17 protein-coding genes are annotated in these 18,570 nt (G+C 59.9%); 7 read left to right on the forward strand and 10 right to left on the reverse strand.

Features of this window, described 5'->3' with window-relative positions; all coding sequences use genetic code 11:
* Positions 1–56 precede the first annotated feature (56 nt).
* The 7 genes from O8B93_RS06095 to O8B93_RS06125 all read left to right on the forward strand — a co-directional run bounded on the left by O8B93_RS06095 (position 57) and on the right by O8B93_RS06125 (position 8,520).
* Positions 57–1,100 carry a LacI family DNA-binding transcriptional regulator gene (locus O8B93_RS06095; protein WP_269708944.1) on the forward strand — a complete coding sequence of 348 codons (1,044 nt, stop codon included), beginning with the start codon at positions 57–59 and terminating at the stop codon, positions 1,098–1,100.
* A 16-nt stretch (positions 1,101–1,116) separates the two neighbouring features.
* Positions 1,117–2,727 (forward strand): FAD-dependent oxidoreductase, encoded by a 1,611-nt coding sequence (locus tag O8B93_RS06100; protein WP_269708945.1) that lies wholly within the window; start codon positions 1,117–1,119, stop codon positions 2,725–2,727.
* A 29-nt stretch (positions 2,728–2,756) separates the two neighbouring features.
* Positions 2,757–4,016: an ABC transporter substrate-binding protein gene (locus O8B93_RS06105; protein ID WP_269708946.1), complete on the forward strand. Its 1,260-nt coding sequence runs from the start codon at positions 2,757–2,759 to the stop codon at positions 4,014–4,016.
* A gap of 54 nt (positions 4,017–4,070) precedes the next feature.
* A complete protein-coding gene (locus tag O8B93_RS06110; protein WP_269708947.1) occupies positions 4,071–4,997 on the forward strand; it encodes a carbohydrate ABC transporter permease in 927 nt (308 codons plus the stop codon).
* Positions 4,987–5,829 (forward strand): carbohydrate ABC transporter permease, encoded by an 843-nt coding sequence (locus tag O8B93_RS06115; protein WP_174037103.1) that lies wholly within the window; start codon positions 4,987–4,989, stop codon positions 5,827–5,829. Before O8B93_RS06110 ends, O8B93_RS06115 begins: the two co-directional genes overlap by 11 nt.
* A 15-nt stretch (positions 5,830–5,844) precedes the next feature.
* Complete coding sequence (locus O8B93_RS06120) at positions 5,845–6,888, forward strand: ABC transporter ATP-binding protein (RefSeq protein ID WP_269708948.1); 1,044 nt, start codon at positions 5,845–5,847, stop codon at positions 6,886–6,888.
* Positions 6,889–7,017: 129 nt separating this feature from the next.
* Entirely contained in the window at positions 7,018–8,520 is a 1,503-nt protein-coding gene (locus O8B93_RS06125; RefSeq protein WP_269708950.1) for a SecDF P1 head subdomain-containing protein, read from the forward strand.
* An 83-nt stretch (positions 8,521–8,603) separates the two neighbouring features.
* On the opposite strand, the gene O8B93_RS06130 is transcribed toward O8B93_RS06125, so the two are convergent.
* From O8B93_RS06130 to O8B93_RS06175, 10 genes are read right to left on the reverse strand one after another with little or no spacing between them, the layout of a single operon-like run.
* The gene (locus tag O8B93_RS06130) at positions 8,604–10,058 is read right to left on the reverse strand and encodes an NAD-dependent succinate-semialdehyde dehydrogenase (RefSeq protein ID WP_269708951.1); all 1,455 of its coding nucleotides are present in this window, start codon (positions 10,056–10,058) and stop codon (positions 8,604–8,606) included.
* A 12-nt stretch (positions 10,059–10,070) separates the two neighbouring features.
* Complete coding sequence (locus O8B93_RS06135; RefSeq protein ID WP_269708952.1) at positions 10,071–11,153, reverse strand: ABC transporter ATP-binding protein; 1,083 nt, start codon at positions 11,151–11,153, stop codon at positions 10,071–10,073.
* The gene (locus tag O8B93_RS06140) at positions 11,150–11,950 is read right to left on the reverse strand and encodes an ABC transporter permease (protein ID WP_269708954.1); all 801 of its coding nucleotides are present in this window, start codon (positions 11,948–11,950) and stop codon (positions 11,150–11,152) included. Before O8B93_RS06140 ends, O8B93_RS06135 begins: the two co-directional genes overlap by 4 nt.
* 1 nt (position 11,951) lies before the next feature.
* Complete coding sequence (locus O8B93_RS06145; protein WP_269708955.1) at positions 11,952–12,827, reverse strand: ABC transporter permease; 876 nt, start codon at positions 12,825–12,827, stop codon at positions 11,952–11,954.
* A 60-nt stretch (positions 12,828–12,887) separates the two neighbouring features.
* Positions 12,888–13,898, reverse strand: a complete 1,011-nt coding sequence (locus O8B93_RS06150; protein ID WP_269708956.1) for an ABC transporter substrate-binding protein — start codon at positions 13,896–13,898, stop codon at positions 12,888–12,890.
* A 56-nt stretch (positions 13,899–13,954) separates the two neighbouring features.
* Positions 13,955–14,269 carry an NIPSNAP family protein gene (locus tag O8B93_RS06155; protein ID WP_269340136.1) on the reverse strand — a complete coding sequence of 105 codons (315 nt, stop codon included), beginning with the start codon at positions 14,267–14,269 and terminating at the stop codon, positions 13,955–13,957.
* A 4-nt stretch (positions 14,270–14,273) separates the two neighbouring features.
* The gene (locus O8B93_RS06160; protein ID WP_269708957.1) at positions 14,274–15,740 is read right to left on the reverse strand and encodes an aldehyde dehydrogenase; all 1,467 of its coding nucleotides are present in this window, start codon (positions 15,738–15,740) and stop codon (positions 14,274–14,276) included.
* A gap of 4 nt (positions 15,741–15,744) precedes the next feature.
* The gene (locus O8B93_RS06165) at positions 15,745–16,785 is read right to left on the reverse strand and encodes an LLM class flavin-dependent oxidoreductase (protein ID WP_269708958.1); all 1,041 of its coding nucleotides are present in this window, start codon (positions 16,783–16,785) and stop codon (positions 15,745–15,747) included.
* A complete protein-coding gene (locus O8B93_RS06170) occupies positions 16,782–17,720 on the reverse strand; it encodes a flavin reductase family protein (protein WP_269708959.1) in 939 nt (312 codons plus the stop codon). Before O8B93_RS06170 ends, O8B93_RS06165 begins: the two co-directional genes overlap by 4 nt.
* The gene (locus O8B93_RS06175) at positions 17,717–18,562 is read right to left on the reverse strand and encodes an alpha/beta fold hydrolase (protein ID WP_269708960.1); all 846 of its coding nucleotides are present in this window, start codon (positions 18,560–18,562) and stop codon (positions 17,717–17,719) included. The genes O8B93_RS06170 and O8B93_RS06175 overlap by 4 nt, the downstream gene beginning before the upstream one ends.
* Positions 18,563–18,570 lie beyond the last annotated feature (8 nt).

Genomic DNA, 18,570 nt, shown 5'->3' on the forward strand with positions numbered 1-18,570 from the left:
TTTATACGTATAAGCAGCTAATACGAATTAGCAGCATAACAGATAATGAGGTTCCGATGGTCAGGCGGGTGACGCAACGTGATATTGCGATCTTCGCAGGGGTCAGCCAGGCAACGGTTTCACTCGTGCTCAACGAGGCGAAATCCGCTGAAGGCCGCATTCCGCCTGAAACGCGGGAGCGTGTGCTGAAGGCCATTCGCGACACCGGTTACGTGGCGGACCCCATAGCGCGCAGCATGGTCAAGGGCGCCAATCGCATCCTGGGCGTGTTCACCTATCAGCCGGCTTTTCCGATTGCACAGGCCGATTTCTACACGCCATTTCTGATGGGAATAGAGGAGGAAGCGGAGAGGTTGAGCTACGATCTTCTGCTGATGACGGCTGCGGCGCGTGACGATAACGGCCGCAAGCGCATCTTCGGGGAAACAGGTCGGCTTCGACTAGCCGACGGATGCCTCATTCTGGGCAGTCAGTTCGATCGCGATGAGCTGGCGCAGCTGGTTGCCGGCGACTATCCCTATGTCGCGGTCGGTCGCCGTGACGATGCCGGCGGGCCCGTGCGCTATGTGGGCGCGGACTACGTCACGGCCACGCATGCACTTGTCCGAGAAGCACTTGCCGCCGGCCATCGGCGCTTCGCCTTTATCGGCGCAACGGGTCCGGCGGAATCCATCAGCGATCGCTGGCGTGGTTTTCTGGCCGCGATCGAAGGTGCGGCAGAACTGGTCTATTCCCATGAAAGCGAAAATGGCGATCCGGCCGAGCAACTGGCCGCCGTTCGCGCCAGCGGCGCAAGCGTCGTTTTTTTTGCCGAAGTGGCCGAAGCGGTGGTCTTCGACAATCATGCCCGCGCGCAGGGGGTGAGCGTCCCAGGCGATCTCTCCATCGTGGTGCTGGGCAGCGGCACACGTACGCATACGCTCCGTTTGCAACGCGTCTTCACCTCCTATGCCATCCCCCGCGAAGAAATGGGCAGGCAGGCAACTTCCATGCTGGTCGAAACCCTCACCAGCCCCCCCGGCCCCGTAAAGCAGATATTGCTGGGCTGCGACATCGTGGCGGGCGAAACGCTTGCTTCCCCAACTCAAGGCCCAACTTAAGGAAAGAGAACCTGACGTGAGAGAATACAATGCAGATATTCTTGTGGTTGGCGGCGGACTTGGCGGCGTGGCGGCGGCGCTTGGGGCCCTGCGCAACGGCCGCAGCGTTATCCTGACCGAAGCATTCGAATGGATTGGCGGCCAGCTGACCAGTCAGGCCGTACCGCCCGACGAGCACAGCTGGGTTGAACAGTTCGGGATCACCGCCAGCTATCGCGCCCTGCGCACGGGTGTGCGGCAATATTACCGCGACCACTATCCGCTCACCGACACCGCCCGCGCCGATCTGACGCTCAACCCAGGAGACGGCAACGTATCTCGCCTGTGCCATGAACCACGCGTTTCGCTGGCGGTGATGGAGGCAATGCTTGCGCCTTACGCAGCGGGCGGCAAGCTGACCATCCTCAAGCCCTATGAGCCGATATCAGCAGAGGTCGACGGTGATACCGTGCAGGCCGTGACGCTGCGCCATTGCAATACCGGTGATCTCGTTTCCTGCTCGGCCCGCTATATCATCGACGCTACCGAACTGGGCGATCTGCTGCCGCTGACCGCAACCGACTATGTCACTGGTTTCGAATCCCAATCCGAAACCGGCGAGCCGAGCGCGCCGGCGGAGGCGCAACCGCATAATCAGCAGGCCGTCTCGATCTGCTTCGCCGTCGATCAGGTTGACGGCAATCATGTCATCGACAAACCCGCCCGGTATGACCACTGGCGTCAGGTTGCCCCCGAATTCTGGGGCGGCCCGCTATTGAGCTGGGACTCGCCCAATCCGCGGACACTGGAGCGCAGCCGCCGCTTTTTCGATCCCAACCCGGTCGACAACGCAACACGCGACGTTGCCGACCAGCGCCACAGCGCCGGCGATATGAGCCTGTGGATATTCCGCCGCATTGCCGCCCGCCATACATTTCGGCCCGGCGCCTATGCCAGCGATATCTGCCTCGTGAACTGGCCAATGATCGATTATTTCGAGGCGCCGATCATCGACGTTACCCCCGAACAATATGCCGAGCGGCTGGCCGATGCGGCAAGCCTCTCCTATTCCATGTTCTACTGGATGCAGACCGAAGCGCCTCGCCCGGATGGTGGTCAGGGTTTTCCGGGCCTGCGCCTGCGCGGCGACATTACCGGCACGGAGCATGGTCTGGCCATGGCGCCCTATATCCGTGAAAGCCGTCGCATTCGTGCTCTGACCACAGTGGTCGAACAGGATCTGTCGCTTGCCGTGCGCGGCGATCGCGGCGCGGTGCATTACCCCGACAGTATCGGTATCGGTATGTACCGCATCGACCTGCACCCCTCGACGGGCGGCGATAACTATATCGATGTCGGCGCCTGCCCTTTCGAAATCCCACTCGGTGCTCTTATTCCCCGCCACAAAACGAACCTGCTGGCGGCATCCAAGAATATCGGCACGACGCATATCACCAATGGTTGTTACAGGCTGCATCCGGTCGAATGGAACATCGGCGAAGTGGCCGGCATGCTGGCCGCCTATTGCCTTGACAGGGGCGAGACCCCGCATGGCGTGCATGCCGATGAAAAGCGGCTGGCGGAGTTTCACACCCACATCGAACGCCAAGGGGTGGAGCGCCATTGGCCTGATATTCGCGGCTACTAGCCAAAACGTATAATCTGGGAGGATTATTCATGCGCAGGAGTATAGTCAAAATTGCATTGACCGGTTTTCTGGTCACATCCGGGCTGGTTTCGCCAGCTTTGTCGCAGGAATTGCGAATGGCCATCTGGAGCGCTAACGAAGCCCATCTCGCCCTCTTCAACGAGATCGCCGATGAGTTCGAGGCCAGCCATCCCGGCGTCAAGATCACCTACGATTCGCTTGCCTATGAAGGCTATGCCACCACCCTGACGACCCAGATTGCCGGCGGCAACCCTCCCGATCTGGCCTGGCTGTTCGACACCACCGCGCCTGACTTCATGGCGGCCGGGGCGCTTTATCCCCTTACCGAAACCTTTGCCAATACGCAAGGTTACGACATGGACGACTTTCCCCCGGCAACACTCACCGCCTGGTCGTATGAAGGAACACAATATCTCTATCCCTTCTCGACATCACCCTTCGGCGTCTTCGTCAACAACGACATGATCCGGGCGGCAGGCGCAAAGACGCCAGCCGAGATGATCGCTGCCGGCGAATGGAACTGGGACAATGCCATTGCGACAGCCGCGAAAGTTGCGGCCACCGGCAAACAGGGATTGATCATTCGTGATTTCGAATACAAGGCCTGGGAAAACCTTGCCGAAGTCTATACCGGCTGGAATGCCTATCCCTGGTCGAAGGATACCAAGTCCTGCGCTTTTGCCAGCCCGGAGATGGTTGATGCGATGCGCTTCATCCACGATGCGATCTTTGTGAAAAAAGCCATGCCGGGCCCCGGTGTTTCTGCCGACTTTTTTGCCGGGGATGCGGCGATGACGACCACCCAGATCAGCCGCGCGGCGCTGCTGCCGAAAGGCGACAAGGCCTTCGACTGGGATCTCGTGCCGTTACCTAAAGGACCTGCAGGTGACTATGCCGTTACGGGCCGGGCAGGCATTGGCGTCATGGCCAGCGGCAAAAACCCGAAGCTCGCGGCGGAATTCCTGGCGTTTTTCTCCTCAAAGCCTAATGTGGCCAAGCTCGCGCGGTTTTTCCCGCCGGCACGGCAGAGCCTGCTCACCGCCGATGTCCTCGCGGCCGCCAACCCATTGCTGTCGCGCGAACAGATAGAGGCCGTGGTCATTCGCGGCGTCGCCACGGGCCAGTCGACGCAGCAGGTTCTCAATTTTGCCCGGCTGCAACAGACTGTTCGCGCCGGCCTTGACGGTCTCTGGCGCCCCGATGCCGACGTCACGGCTGTCCTACAAGCGCTTTGCAGCCGTCTTGACCCGTTGCTGGCGGCCAATTGACGCTGGTAGTCATCCGATTTTCCGTGGATGCGAGAAGCAGAAGGAAGAAAAGCCATGACGCTTGCCCTCCAAACGGCGCAGACACAGGCCCGACGCGGCTTCTGGACCATGGCGCGCCGTGACGCCGCCACCGGTTATCTGTTCATAGCGCCGCAACTCATCGGTATCGTTGTCTTCGTGCTCGTGCCGCTGGTGCTGGTCTTCTGGTATTCACTGCATGAGTGGAACGTACTGGCGGGGTCGTTCCGGTTCACCGCCGTCGCCAACTACCAGAAGCTGCTCGGCGACCCGGCCATAGGCGAAGTGCTGGGCGTGACCGCTGTGTTCTCCGCCGGGCTTGCGCTGCTCAATATGAGCCTGGCGCTGGGGCTCGCGTTGCTCCTGAACCAGAAGCTGGCCTTCATGACCGTGTTCCGCACACTGTTCTTTTCCCCTGTCGTTGTGTCGCTGGTCGCCTGGACAATCGTCTGGAGTTTCCTGCTGCAGAACAATGGCGGCATCAACGGCCTCCTGCAAATGATCGGCGTCGAGGGCCCCAACTGGCTGCGCCACCCAACAACCGCGATGATCTCGGTCATCGTCGTGCAGGCGCTCAAGAATCTCGGTCTCAACATGATCCTGTTTCTCGCAGCACTTCAGGGCGTGCCGCGAGAACTGTTCGAAGCCGCGCGCGTCGATGGTGTGCCGCGCTTCAAGCAATTCTATCGCATTACCCTGCCGATGATCAGCCCGACGATCCTGCTCGCATCCATCGTCACCATCGTCGGCGCGTTGCAGGTCTTTGCGCAGATCATGATCCTCACCCAGGGCGGACCGGGTTTTTCCACGACGGTTCTCGTTTATTACCTCTATCAGCAGGCCTTCCAGTTCTACCTCTTCGGTTACGGCTCGACACTCTCCATCATCCTGCTGGTCATTGTCGGCGCTCTCACGTTCATCCAATGGCACCTGCGCAGAAAGTTCGTATTCTATGAAAACTGAACTCAGCCCACGCGCGCAGGCGCTGATCTATTTCATACTCTGCGTGCTGCTTGTCCCCTTCGTCTTTCCGACCTGGTGGATGGTGACATCGTCGGTCAAACCCGTCAGCCAGATATTTGCCTTTCCGCCTGACATCTGGCCGCGCGCCTTTGATTTTTCCTCCTATTCCGACGTTTTCAGAATACAGCCCTTCGCGCTGCAATACTGGAACTCTGCCTATATTGCCGCAATCGTCACCATCGGCACCATGGCAGTGGCTTCGATGGCCGGATATGCCTTTGCGCGCATCAGGTTCCCCTTCGCCAACGCCATCTTCATGGTGGTGCTGGTGGGGTTGCTCATCCCATCCGAAGTGACGCTGGTTCCGCTGTTCCGGATGTTTCTGAAATGGGGCATGATCAACACACACTGGCCGCTGATCCTGGTGCCGATATTCGGCGCGCCGGCAGTCTTCGCCACCTTCATCATGCGCCAGTTCTTCATCTCCTTACCCGTGGAACTGGAGGAAGCCGCGCGGGTCGATGGCCTCGGCCGGTTCAAGATATTCTGGACCATCGCCCTGCCGCTTGCCCGTCCGGCGCTGGCCGCCGTTGCGATCTTCACATTTCTCGGCAGTTGGAACCTTTATCTTGAACCCATCGTCTTTCTCTCCAGCCCCGACAAATTCACCCTGCCCCAGGCGCTGACCCAATTTACCGACGCCTATGGCGGGCCGATGTGGAACATCCAGCTCGCCGCTGCAACGATGACCGCCATTCCTGTCCTCATCGTCTTCATCGTTGCGCAGAAACAATTCGTCGAAGGCCTCGCCCATACCGGGCTCAAAGGCTAATCGAAAGGCTGACCCATGGCACCCGTTACCCTTAAATCCGTCAAGAAAAGCTATGGCGCATTCGCCACCATCCATGGTGTCGATATCGATATTGCCGATGGCGAATTCGTTGTCCTCGTCGGCCCTTCGGGCTGCGGCAAATCCACTTTGCTGCGGATGATCGCAGGCCTTGAAACTGTGACCAGCGGCGATATCTCGATCAGCAGCCGTGTCGTCAACGAGATCGAACCGAAAGACCGCGACATCGCCATGGTCTTTCAGAACTACGCACTTTATCCGCATATGACAGTCGCCCGAAACATGGCCTTCTCGCTTGAGCATCGCGGCGGCAGCAAGGCGGAGGTCGCCGAGCGGGTGAAATGGGCAGCTGACATATTGGGGCTGACGCCATTGCTCGAACGGTTCCCCCGCCAGCTTTCCGGCGGTCAGCGGCAGCGTGTCGCCATGGGCCGCGCAATCGTTCGCAATCCGCAGGTTTTTCTATTCGACGAACCGCTCAGCAATCTCGATGCCAAGCTGCGCGTGGTGATGCGCGGTGAAATCAAGGGGCTGCACCAGCGCCTCGGCGTCACCACCGTTTATGTCACGCATGACCAAGTGGAAGCCATGACCATGGCCGACAAGATCGTGGTGATGAATGCCGGGCGGGTGGAGCAATGCGGGGTGCCGCTCGAGCTTTATGACCGGCCGGCCAACCCCTTCGTCGCCGGCTTCATCGGTTCGCCGGCGATGAATTTCATCAAGGGGCAACTGACCGCCGATGGCTTCGAGGCTGACGGCGTTGTCCTGCCCCTCCCGCCCGGCCCGGTCTCGGGCGATGCGATATACGGCATCCGCCCGGAACATTTCGAACTGGTCGACCATGGCCTCACCGCAACCGTTTTGCTGGTGGAGCCAATGGGGTCGGAAACGCAGGTCACGATGATGCTCGGCCATCATCAGGTCATCGGTGTCTTTCGCGAGCGTGTGCAGGCACAGCCGGGCGCGACCATTCAGGTTCAGCCCGATCTGGCGTCGATCCATTTGTTCGATGCCGGGAGCAATCAACGTCTCAATTAGATGGATCGCGACGCAGGACGGAATTCAATGATTAAAAATCACTGCCCGCAGAAGCCGAGTGGTGTCGGACTTGAGGTAGACAGTACGAAATCGGCATGCAACGTGTTGGAAAAGCCGCAACCGGAGGGCATGCAAATTCGCACGAACGCAACGCGCCGCACTATCGGTCTGGTCCCTCCCCTATTTCTCGCTGCCGCGCTGATATTCCAGGCAACGATAGCAGTCGGCCCCGCGCAGGCGGCGGAGAGCGTGACCGTTCCGCCTTATGCGCCTGCCGTCGGGACTGAGCTTCACTATCGCGTCCAGAAGACCACCGAGACCGACATGTCGCTTTGGTTCGACAAGCCGGAAGCATCGTCCGTTGTCATGCGGGGTGACTTCCGCCAATCGTCAACCGTGCTATCGCGGGACGAGGATGGCATGCGGGTGCAATGGAGGCTTTCCGCCGATATCCCACCGGATGCGGCGGACGCAGCGGATTCCTATCCGATGAACGCCATGTTTCGCAATTCACTCGCCGCCTACGGCGTTCAGCAATTGGAATTCGAGACCGATCCAAGCGGTACTCCGACGGCGCTGGTCGGCGCGGATGAGATCGTTGCCAATATGGAAAGGCTCCTGTCCACCTCCGCGCCTGACAACACAGCCTCCCGCATGCTCCAGACGGTCAAAAGCAACCCACTCACAATTATCGACGTTCTTGCGCCCGAAAGCATGATCCTTGCACTTGGGCAGTCTTCCGAGGCTTTCACCACCGATATCGGACGGGAATGGACGGTTGAAGGCAATGAAGAACTGAAAGGTGTGCTCGTCCCGACAAGAACCGTCTGGAAACTCGACGCCGCCGACAAAGCCCGGCAAACAGCCACGTTCAGCGCAAAGACAAGCTACGATCCGGTCGCTCTGCTGCAATCGCAGCAATCCTCGATCGATGGCATGATCGCAAGTTTCGGAGACCGGGCGAAACAACTGACCGAAACCCAGTTGGCGCAGGTCAGAAGTGCTGCGAAGTCACGGACCGTGACCTATGTGAATTCAACTCGCGACGGTTCGACACTCGAAGTTCTGGAAAATACGGTTGCAAGTGTCGGCGGCATGAAGCTCACAATGGCTGTGCATGTCTGGCAAGAGGATCAGCCACCGATCCTGCCTGCGCCGAATGCGTGGAATGCCAAGAGCCTGTCTGGCCAACTCGTTGAAGCGCTGCCCAAAAACAATGTGCAAACCTCGATCGATCTGGATCAGTACCGCCCGAAGACCGATGCCGCTACGCCTCCTTCTCCCAGCGAGACCGATGGCGGCAAAACCGCCACTGACAACGCCGGAGACATTGCACCGATTTCGCTCAAGGTCGCAAAGGTGAAAACCTCGGTCGATCCCGCTTCCGGGCCTGCGGTGGAAATTGCGTTGACACCGGAAAGTGCAAGGGCGTTCGAGACCTTCACGCGCGCAGCACTCGGGCAAAAGACCCAGTTACTCGTTGATGGCGAAGTGGTCTTCGAGCCGGTGGTGAGAGAACCAATCATGGGCGGCAGCCTCACCATCGGTGGTCTTGATTCAGCGCAAGCCAAAATGGTTGAGCAGCAATTGTCGTCTTCCGAGGCCACGATCACTGTGCGGTTGGCGCCATGACCTTGCGATGAGGACTTCTTCCGGTGTCCTGACGATCATCTCGACATCCACAAACAGCATGGCCAGACTAACCTGACCGTTATCTACAGAATGTTGCCGATGCAGACATATTTGAGTTCGGTATATTCCTCGATGCCGTGGCGGGAACCCTCGCGCCCCAGACCTGACATCTTGACGCCGCCAAAGGGGGCCTCGGCGGTGGAGATAGCCCCCGTATTGACGCCGACCATGCCATATTCGAGCGCCTCGGCGACCCTGAAAACGCGGGAGAGATCACGCGCATAAAAATAGGAAGCAAGACCGAAATCGGTATTGTTGGCCTGCGCGATCACATCCTCTTCGTCTTCGAAACGGAAAAGCGGGGCGAGCGGACCGAATGTTTCTTCACGCGCGACCTGCATATCGGCAGTCACGTTGCGCAGGATCGTCGGCTCGAAGAAATTGCCGCCGAGCGCATGCCTGCTACCGCCCGCGGCAATTTGCGCGCCTTTTGAGAGTGCATCGGCGATATGCGCTTCCACCTTGGCAACGGCGTTACCATCGATGAGCGGGCCCAGAATGCTTCCCTCTTCCAACCCGTTACCGACCTTCAGCGCGGACACCGCCCGTGCGAATTTTTCAGCGAAGGCATCATAAACACCGCTCTGCACATAAAGCCGGTTGGCGCAGACGCAAGTCTGGCCATTGTTGCGGAACTTGGCAATCAGCGCCCCTTCGACAGCCGCGTCGAGATCGGCATCATCAAAGACGATGAAGGGCGCATTGCCGCCGAGTTCCAGTCCGAGTTTCTTGATCGTCGGCGCACATTGCCGGTAAAGATGTTCTCCCGTGCGTGTCGATCCGGTGAAGGTGAGAAGACGAATATCCGGGCTTGCGGTCAGCACGCCGCCGATTTCTGCGGCAGGACCCGTCACGATGCTGAAAAGTTCGAGCGGCAGGCCGGCGCGCTCGGCGAGGATGGCGAGGGCGATGGCCGAAAACGGCGTCTGCGGTGCGGGTTTCAGCACCACCGCGCAGCCGGCAGCGAGCGCCGGGCCGACTTTGCGGGTAATCATGGCATTGGGGAAATTCCACGGCGTGATGGCCGCGACGACGCCGACCGGCTGGCGCAGAACGAGGATGCGCTTGTCGGCCTGATGACCGGGGACCGTCTCGCCATTGATACGGCGCGCCTCTTCGGCAAACCACTCGATGAAGCTTGCGCCATAGGCGATTTCGCCTTTGGCTTCCGCGAGCGGTTTTCCCTGTTCCAGCGTCAGGATCATGCCGAGATCGTCCCGGTTTTCCATGACGAGCCGGTGCCACGCCTTCAGGATCGTCGCACGCTCGCCGGCTGTGCGGCGCGCCCATGCTTTCTGAGCAATCACGGCAGCAGTGATAGCCGCCTGCGTTTCCGTTGCGCCAAGTTCAGGAACCCGCCCGACGATTTCCCCCGTCGCGGGATTATGGATCGTCGCCGTTGCGCGGCCATCGCAACCGATCCAGCGTCCGGCCACGGGCACTTTTTCACCCAGGAGTGTGGGGTCATTCAGGTGCATGGAGCCGATCCTTCAACAGAAAACCTGGGCTGACGCCGGGTCGAAGGCCAAGTGCACGAGATCGCCTCGGTTGAGACCGGAAATCGCTTCGTGGCCGAAGGGCAGCCGCACGGCAAGCGGCTCGCCCGAACCGGTATGGGCCACCACATGGACGTTGTTGCCAAGGAAGGTGATGTCGCTGACTGTGGCCTGAAAACCGGCGGAGGAAACCGGCCGGTTTCGGCTGAGCTGCAGGCGTTCGGGACGCAGCATCAGCGCCGCTTTCTTGCCCGGCGTGGCCTCACCATGCATGGGAATATGATCAAAGACGATATCCCGGCCGAGCGAAACCGTCGCCTTGCCGCCGGATGCAGTAAGCAGGTCGCAGGCGATGAAATCGCTGTCACCGATGAATTCGGCCACGAAACGGGTAGTGGGATGAGCATAAAGCTCGGGGCCCGTGCCGATCTGATCGATAACTCCCTTGGAAAACACGGCGATCCGGTCAGAAAGACGCAAGGCTTCTTCCTGATCATGGGTAACGTAAAGAATCGTCACCTCCGTCTGCTGGTGGATGCGGCGGATTTCGAACTGGATTTCCTCGCGCAGCTTCTTGTCGAGCGCCGATAGCGGCTCATCCATCAAAAGCACCGGTGGGTCATAAGCAAGCGCACGCGCCAGCGCCACGCGCTGCTGCTGGCCACCGGACATCTGTGCAGGCTTTCTGTCCTCGAAACCTTCGAGGCGAACGAGCCGCAGCATCTCCTTCACCTTGGCATCGATGTCTGCCTTGCTCATGCGGCGAACCTTCAGCGGAAAGGCGATATTCTCGCCGACCGATAGATGCGGAAACAGGGTGTAACGCTGGAAGACCATGCCGATATTGCGCTTGTGCGACGGCGTGGACAGCAGGCTTTCGCCGTTCAGCAGGATGTCACCCGCCGTCGGCTGCTCGAAACCGGCGAGAATATAAAGCGTGGTGCTCTTGCCCGAACCGGAAGGACCGAGGAAGGTCATGAACTCGCCCGGCTGCACGTCGAGATTGACATCCTGAACGGCGACGACCGGTCCGTATTGCTTGCGGATTCCGCGAATTTGCAGGAGCGGTTTGGTCATGTTTTCAGTCCTTTTCGCACAGCCGCAACAAGCAGCATGAGAATGATGGTCACCGCGATGAGAAGCGTGGAGGCGGCGGCGATGACGGGCGTCAGATCCTGACGCAGCGTCGCCCAGACTTTCACCGGCAGCGTCTGCAATGTCGGGCTTGCCATGAAGATCGCAAGCACCACCTCATCCCAGGAGGTGAGGAAGGAAAAGATCGCCGCCGAAAACAGCCCGTGGCTGATGGCGGGAAGCGTGATGCGGATTTTCGCCTGCAACGGGCTCGCGCCGCACAGCACAGCCGCATCCTCGATCGACTTGTCGAAACCCTCGAGCGCGCCGGTCAGCGCCAGAATGGAGAAAGGCAGCGCGACAACGAGATGGGCGATGACGAAGCCGGTGGTGGTGCCCGCAAGACCGAGTTTCAGGAAAAAAGCGTAAAGCGCCACCGCAAGGACCACGACGGGCAGGATCATCGGCGTCATGAACAGTGCGCGCAGCGTTCCGCGCCCGATGAACCGGCCACGCACCAGCCCGAAGGAAGCCACGAGACCGATCAGCACGGAGAGTACCGTGACCATCAGCGCAATGCGCAGGCTGGTCCAGGCGGCCTCCAGCCATCTGGGGTCAGCGAAGAAATCCGCATACCATTTCAGCGTCCAGCCGGGCGGCGGAAAGATCAGCCATTGTGACGAGCCGAAGGACAAAGCGGCGATGAAAACGATCGGGAGGATCAGAAATGCCGAGGTCAGCACGGTGATGAGGAGGAGCAGCCATTTCCAGAGGCCGAGACTGTTATAATTCAAAAGCATGTCAGCGCCCCCCCGCCCCGGCTGCGCCGAAGAATTTCAGCTGCACCGCATAAAGAGCGAGCGTGACCACCAGAAGGACGAAGGCGGCTGCCCCGCCCATGCCCCAGTTGACCAGTGACTGCACGAATTGGGCGATGAGTTCGGCCAGCATCATGTTCGCCGTGCCGCCAAGCAGCGCCGGGGTGACGAAATAACCGAGTGACATGACGAAGACCATCAGCGCACCGGCTATCATGCCCGGTGCGGCAAGCGGAATGAGAACGCGCGTCAGTGCCTGCCAACGGGTGGCGCCGCACAGAGACGCGGCCTGCAGAATGGCCGGATCGATCTTGCGGATGACGCCATAGAGCGGAATGATGATGAAAGGCAGCATGATATAGGTCATGCCGATCGTCACGCCGGTGAGATTGTTTACCAGTGCCAGCGGCTTGTCGATGATGCCAAGGCCCATCAGCGTCTTGTTCACCACGCCTGTTCGCTGCAACAGCACCATCCAGGCATAGGTGCGGGCCAGAAGATTGGTCCACATCGACAGAAGCAGGATGGCAAAAACGACGGAGGCAAGCCGCGAGGGCATGATGGCAAGCGCCCAGGCGACCGGAAAACCGATTGCCAGCGACACGACAGTCACCAGCGCCGACACCGCGAAGGTATTGAAGAAAATCTTCAGATAGGTGGAGCTGCCCAGGAGTTCGGCATAGTTGCCGAGGCCGAATACGGGTTCGGTCACGCTGCGCGACAGCAGGATGAGGACAGGAACGACAAAAAACAGGATGAGCAGACCAAGCGCCGGCAGGGTGGCGGCAAAATTGCCGGCCCGGAACGGCATGCGCGCCTTCGGCCTTGTCCTGACTGTTTCATCGGTAAGCGAGACCATGTCCAAACCTCCCGGACGTGGAAAATTGCGCGGGCGCCAATGGCAGCCCGCGCCGTTATCTTATTTTGCCTGCCAGGCGTACCAGCGCTCGCCGATTTCATCGCGATGCTGCGCCCAGTAGTTCATATCGGCATTGACCTGGCTCGCCGTCTGCTGGTCCGGCAGGGACTTGGCGATTTTCGGATCCATCAGCTTGGCAGATTCGATATTAACAGGGGCATAACCCGTCGCCGTCGCCATATCCGCCTGCGCCTGCGCGGAAGTCGCCAAGGCGATAAACTTCATCGCCGCATCCTTGTTCTTCGTTCCCTTCGGGACGACAAGCGAATCCGCCGCGGTAATGTTCTGCGCCCAGGATGTCTCCACCTTGACGCCGCTCTGCTCGAGAGCGGTCATACGGCCGTTCCAGACGCTGCCGAAGGGTGCTTCCGCCGACGCAATCAACTGCTGCGACTGCGCGCCGCCGGACCACCAGATGATATCGGATTTGATCGTGTCGAGTTTCTTGAAGGCGCGGTCCAGATCAAGCGGATAAAGCTTGTCGGCCGTAACGCCGTCGGCCAGAAGTGCTGCCTCGATCACACCCGGTGCAGACCACTTGTAGAAGGTGCGTTTGCCCGGAAATTTTGCCGTATCGAAGAGATCGGCCCAGCTTTTGGGGCAGGCAGCAACTGAATCGACATTGCAGCCGATGACGAAGGAATAATAGAAGCTGCCGACAGAATAATCCGTCACGAAGCGAGGGTCGAGCTTCGTTTTGTCGATGACGCTGAAATCCAGCTTTTCCAGCAGGCCTTTGGGGCCAGCCTGCGCGGCATAGTCGCCTTCGACATCGACCACATCCCATGTCACGCCGTTGGCCTCGACCATGGCTTTCAGTTTGCCATAGTCGGTCGGGCCGTCCTGCAGCACGTTGATGCCGGTCTCCACCATGAATTTCTCAGCCCAGGCCGCCTTCTGGGCGTCCTGCGTGGTTCCTCCCCAGCTGGAAAAGACCAGGTCATTCGCCTGAGCGGCTGCGCCGAGGGCGAAAAGTGCTGCGCATGTCGACAATACCAGTTTCGATCTCATGTTCCCTTACTCCGTTTAGAGTTTGTTGTTGGCATGCACGTCTTTGCCGGCGCCTTTCACTTCAACGGTGAAAACCGTGCCGGCTTCATGATCTTGTTTTCCGCGACCTCGATGAGATCGCGGATTTTCGGTAGGAAGGATAACCAGCGCGGATCGGCCATCAGCCGGGCGCGCCGTTCCTCGCGATCGTCAAGGCTGGAAAAGGCCCAGATATGGACGATCTCGTTGATCGGCCCGATCTCGGAAAAGAAGTAACCCACCAGTTCGCCGAGATGGCTCTTCTGAATTTCGATACCCTCCTCTTCCACGACCTTGAGATAGGTCGGGATGGCGCCGTTCTTCAGCCGGTAAGTGCGGATCTCGTAAAACATCGGCTCACCGCATCACGAAAGGATCGGGGATCGGATCGTCGGAGGTTCTGAGCCATATGGTCTTGGTGCGCGTATAATCGAGCGCTGCCGCAAGCCCACCCTCACGCCCATCTCCTGAAAGGCCGAAGCCGCCAAAGGGCGCAATCGGCGAAACCGCGCGATAGGTATTCACCCAGACGATGCCCGCGCGGATCGACTTCATCAGCCGATGCGCCCTTGTCAGGTTCTGCGTGAAGACGCCGGACGCAAGGCCATAAACGGTGTCATTGGCAAGCGAAATGGCTTCCGCTTCGGTTTCGAAGGAAACGACCGAAAGAACAGGGCCGAAAAACTCCTTCTCCATCGAGGGGGATCGAATACCGTCACAATCGAGAATGGTCGGCCGGTAGAAATAGCCTTCACCCTCCACAGACGCGCCGCCCGTCACCACTTTCGCGCCGGCATCTACCGAGGCGGAAACCAGCGAGATGATGTGTTTCCTCTGGCGCTCCGTTGCAAGCGGCCCCACTTCCGTCGCCATATCCAGCGGCGAACCGATGCGGATCGCCTCGGCCTTTGTCGACAGAATCTGGAGGAACCGGTCCTTGACGCTTTTTTCGATGATCAACCGCGAACCAGCCACACAACTCTGGCCGGTTGCCGCGAAGATGCCTGCCACCTGGGCGTTGGCGGCACTTTCGAGATCGGCATCCGCAAAAACGAGGATCGGCGATTTGCCGCCGAGTTCCAGCGATGTTGAAGCAAGGTTTTCGGCCGAGTTGCGGACGATATGACGCGCCGTTTCCGGGCCGCCGGTGAAGGCGATATGGGCCACCTTCGGATGCGTGGTGAGGGCGTTGCCGCATGAGGCGCCGAAACCGGTAACAACGTTGACGACACCGGCGGGAAAACCAGCCTCATGCACCAGCCGGGCAAATTCCAGAAGCGGAGCCGGCCCATCTTCCGATGCCTTGACGACGATAGTACAGCCGGCGGCCAGCGCCGGACCGATCTTCACAGCGGCAAGAAACAGCTGGCTATTCCACGGCACGATTGCTGCGACAACGCCGACCGGTTCGCGCCGCAGCCAGACATCCATGTCCGGCTTGTCGATGGGCAGGTAGGCGCCTTCGATCTTGTCCGCGAGGCCCGCATAATAGCGATAATAATCAGCGACATAGGCGATCTGCGCCGACGTTTCGCGGATGATCTTGCCGGTATCACGGGTTTCGAGTTCGGCGAGCGTCTTCGCATTTTCCGCAACCAGATCGGCCAGCCGGTAAAGCAGCTTGCCGCGCTGCGTCGCCGTCAGTTTCGACCAGGCGGCATCCTCGTAAAGCGCCCGGTGCGCGGCCGCGACCGCCCGACCGATATCCGCCTCGCGGCTTTCCGGCATTTCGGCCCAGGGCTGGCCGGTTGCGGGATCGAGGCTGGAAAAGTGCCCCTCACCATCCTCGAAACGCCCGTCGATATAACATTGAAAACGGCGCATCATCTTACTCCGCAAAAGCCGGCATGACATCGGACAGGAAACGCTCCAGCGACGCTTTCTTCCGCTCGAAGCTCATGCCCGTATCGATCCAGAAGGAATATTCGTCATACCCCATGGCCTCGTAGGCCTTGAGGCGGGCAATGACCTCATCGGCATCGCCGACGACATTGTTCTTGCGCATGACATCGCCGGAGAGCATGGCGTTTCCGGCAATATCCTCCTGTGAAATACGCTCGATGAGCCCCTGATGAACCGGCTTCTCGTTTTTGAACCAGGCAAAGAAGTAATTGTAGTAGACGCTCATCTCATGGGCGGCCTGCGCGATATCGTCTTCATCAGAACCGACATAGGTATGGCGCAGCAGCATGATTTTCGGGCGCTGTTTTTCCGGGTTCTTGACGCAGGCATCGTTGAAGCGGCCCATCAGGGTTTCCACCTCGTCGTCACCCTGCCAAAGCGGCGTCACCTGCACGTTGCAATCATTGGCGACGGCGAATTCGTGCGAATTCGGATCGCGCGCCGCCACCCAGATCGGCGGAAAAGGCTGTTGTAGCGGTTTGGGAGCGGAAGTCGTGGCCGGAAATTTGAAGAACTCGCCATCATGCGCGTAATCACCCGCCCACACGCCTTTGACGGCGGGGATCAGTTCGCGCATGCGCTGGCCGGCGCCCCAGGCATCGAGGCCGGGAAGCAGCCGTTCATACTCGAACGAATAAGCGCCGCGGGCAATGCCGATATCGAGACGGCCATCGCAGATGAGATCGGTCATTGCCGCTTCGCCGGCAAGCTTGATCGGATGCCAGAAGGGCGCGATGACCGTACCGGTACCAAGACGTGCCGTCTTCGTGCGGCGGGCGAGATCGGCGATCGTCACGAAGGGGTTGGGCGCAATGGTGAAATCCATGCCGTGATGTTCGCCGGTCCAGATGGCATGCATGCCGCCGCGATCGGCGATTTCGCAAAGGGTGACGAATTCCTCATAGAGGGTCTTGTGATCCTGCGAGGCGTCCAGCCGCTCCATATGAACGAAGAGGGAAAATTTCATGGGTTTACCGCCTTCATGGAAATGGGATGGACCTTGCCGGCGGTCTCGTTGCCGACATAGACGCCGAAATTGCCGATGGAACTTTCAAGCGCGAAGCGATTGACGATATCCGCCGTTGCGCCGGAGTCGAATTTTGCGGAGCCGAGCGCGCCGGGCGACAGGAAGCGGCCCTGACGCGGCGCATCATCGCCCTCGGCAAGTGCGTGGTAAACGATATGCTGGCGGCCATCCGCCTTGTTTTCATAAACTGAATAAAGAAAGCCGGTGCGGACTGACAGTCCGGTAAGTTCCTCAAGGCGCGATGTCAGCGCTGCAACCGGATCGCCGCCTGCGACGACGCAGCCGGGCAGCGACAGGACATCCTCACCGACAAGGTAAATCTCGCCGCGCCGCTCCAGCACCGCGCCGACGACAATTTCGCCCTCAGCCGCCGCCGACACCGCCTTGGCGGCCAGCATCGGCGTGAAGTAACCGCCACGCGCATAACCAAGACCGTTCAGGCCGCTATTGTCGAAAGCGCCGATGCGGCCGAGCAGGATAACATGGTCACCCGCCTCGATAACCTCCTGCATGGTGCATTCGAACCAGGCCGCGACACCGGCAAAGACTGGCGAACCCTGCGGCGCATCCGACCATTCGGCGGCAGCAAAACGATCCTCTACCGGGCGCGCGAAGGTATTGGACAGGTCCTTCTGGCTTTCCGACAGAATGTTGACGGCGAAGTTTTTCGCGCCGGTCATTGTCGCGAAATTGCGCGAGGTGCGTGCGAGACAGATCAGAAGAAGCGGCGGGTCGAGCGAAACGGAAGTGAAGGAATTTGCGGTGAAGCCAACGGGCCTTCCCGCGTCATCCCGCGTGGTCACGATCGTTACTCCCGTCACGAAAGCGCCGAAGGCGTCGCGCAAGGCGCGCGGGTCAAGCGTTGCAACAGTCATTGCGGCTCCTCCTCAATAGCCAGCCATTCGGCCATCAGTGCATTGACAGTTTCAGGTGCGGTCAGATTGACCATATGCCGATGCGCCTCGACGATGCGAGCGTAACCGCGCGGCGTGATCGCCGCCATCTGTTCGGCCATCAGCGGCGTCGAATTCGGATCGTCGGAACCGGTCAGGAACAGCGCCGGGCAGGTAACCGACGGCCAGCGATCGGCATAAGTCTCGTCACCACCAGCAAAGGCCGTATAGGCAACCGCGTAACCTTCCGGATCGACCATTTCCAGCCAGCCGCGTGTCAGTTCCCGCGCATGCTGGCTCTTGGCGTCATCGCCGAACCAGCGCAGCAGCGGACCCTGCTTGTCGACGCCTTCGGTGCGGATGGCCGCAGCCCGCGCAAGCACCGCCGCCTTGGCCGCGGGATCACGGCGATAGACACCGTTCAGGTAACCGACGCGCGCGATCCGATCACCGAAGCTCGCAGCCGCACCACCGGAAATCAGCGCCCCCATGGAATGCCCGGCGACATTGGCGCGGTTGATCCGCATATCGTCCAGAAAACGGCCGAACCAGCCGACAAAATCCGTAAGCGTGCTGCCCGCAGGCAACCGTTCACTGCCGCCATGACCAGGCATATCGACCGCGATGACGCGGTGGGTCCGGGAAAAGACATCGATCTGCGGCTCCCAGGCTTCGAGCCGCATGCCGACGCCGTGGATAAGGATCAGGTCCTCGCCGGCACCAGCTTCGAAATAGGCCGCCCCACCCTCTGTCGTCCTGCGAGGGAGCGCGGCAGCACCTGCCTTTGCAACATTGACCCGTGAGGTAGCGGCGGCATCTTGCATTGGCTGCG

The sequence above is a fragment of the Martinezella rhizogenes genome (genome assembly GCF_027460065.1).
In the GTDB taxonomy this organism is placed as follows: domain Bacteria; phylum Pseudomonadota; class Alphaproteobacteria; order Rhizobiales; family Rhizobiaceae; genus Agrobacterium; species Agrobacterium rhizogenes_C.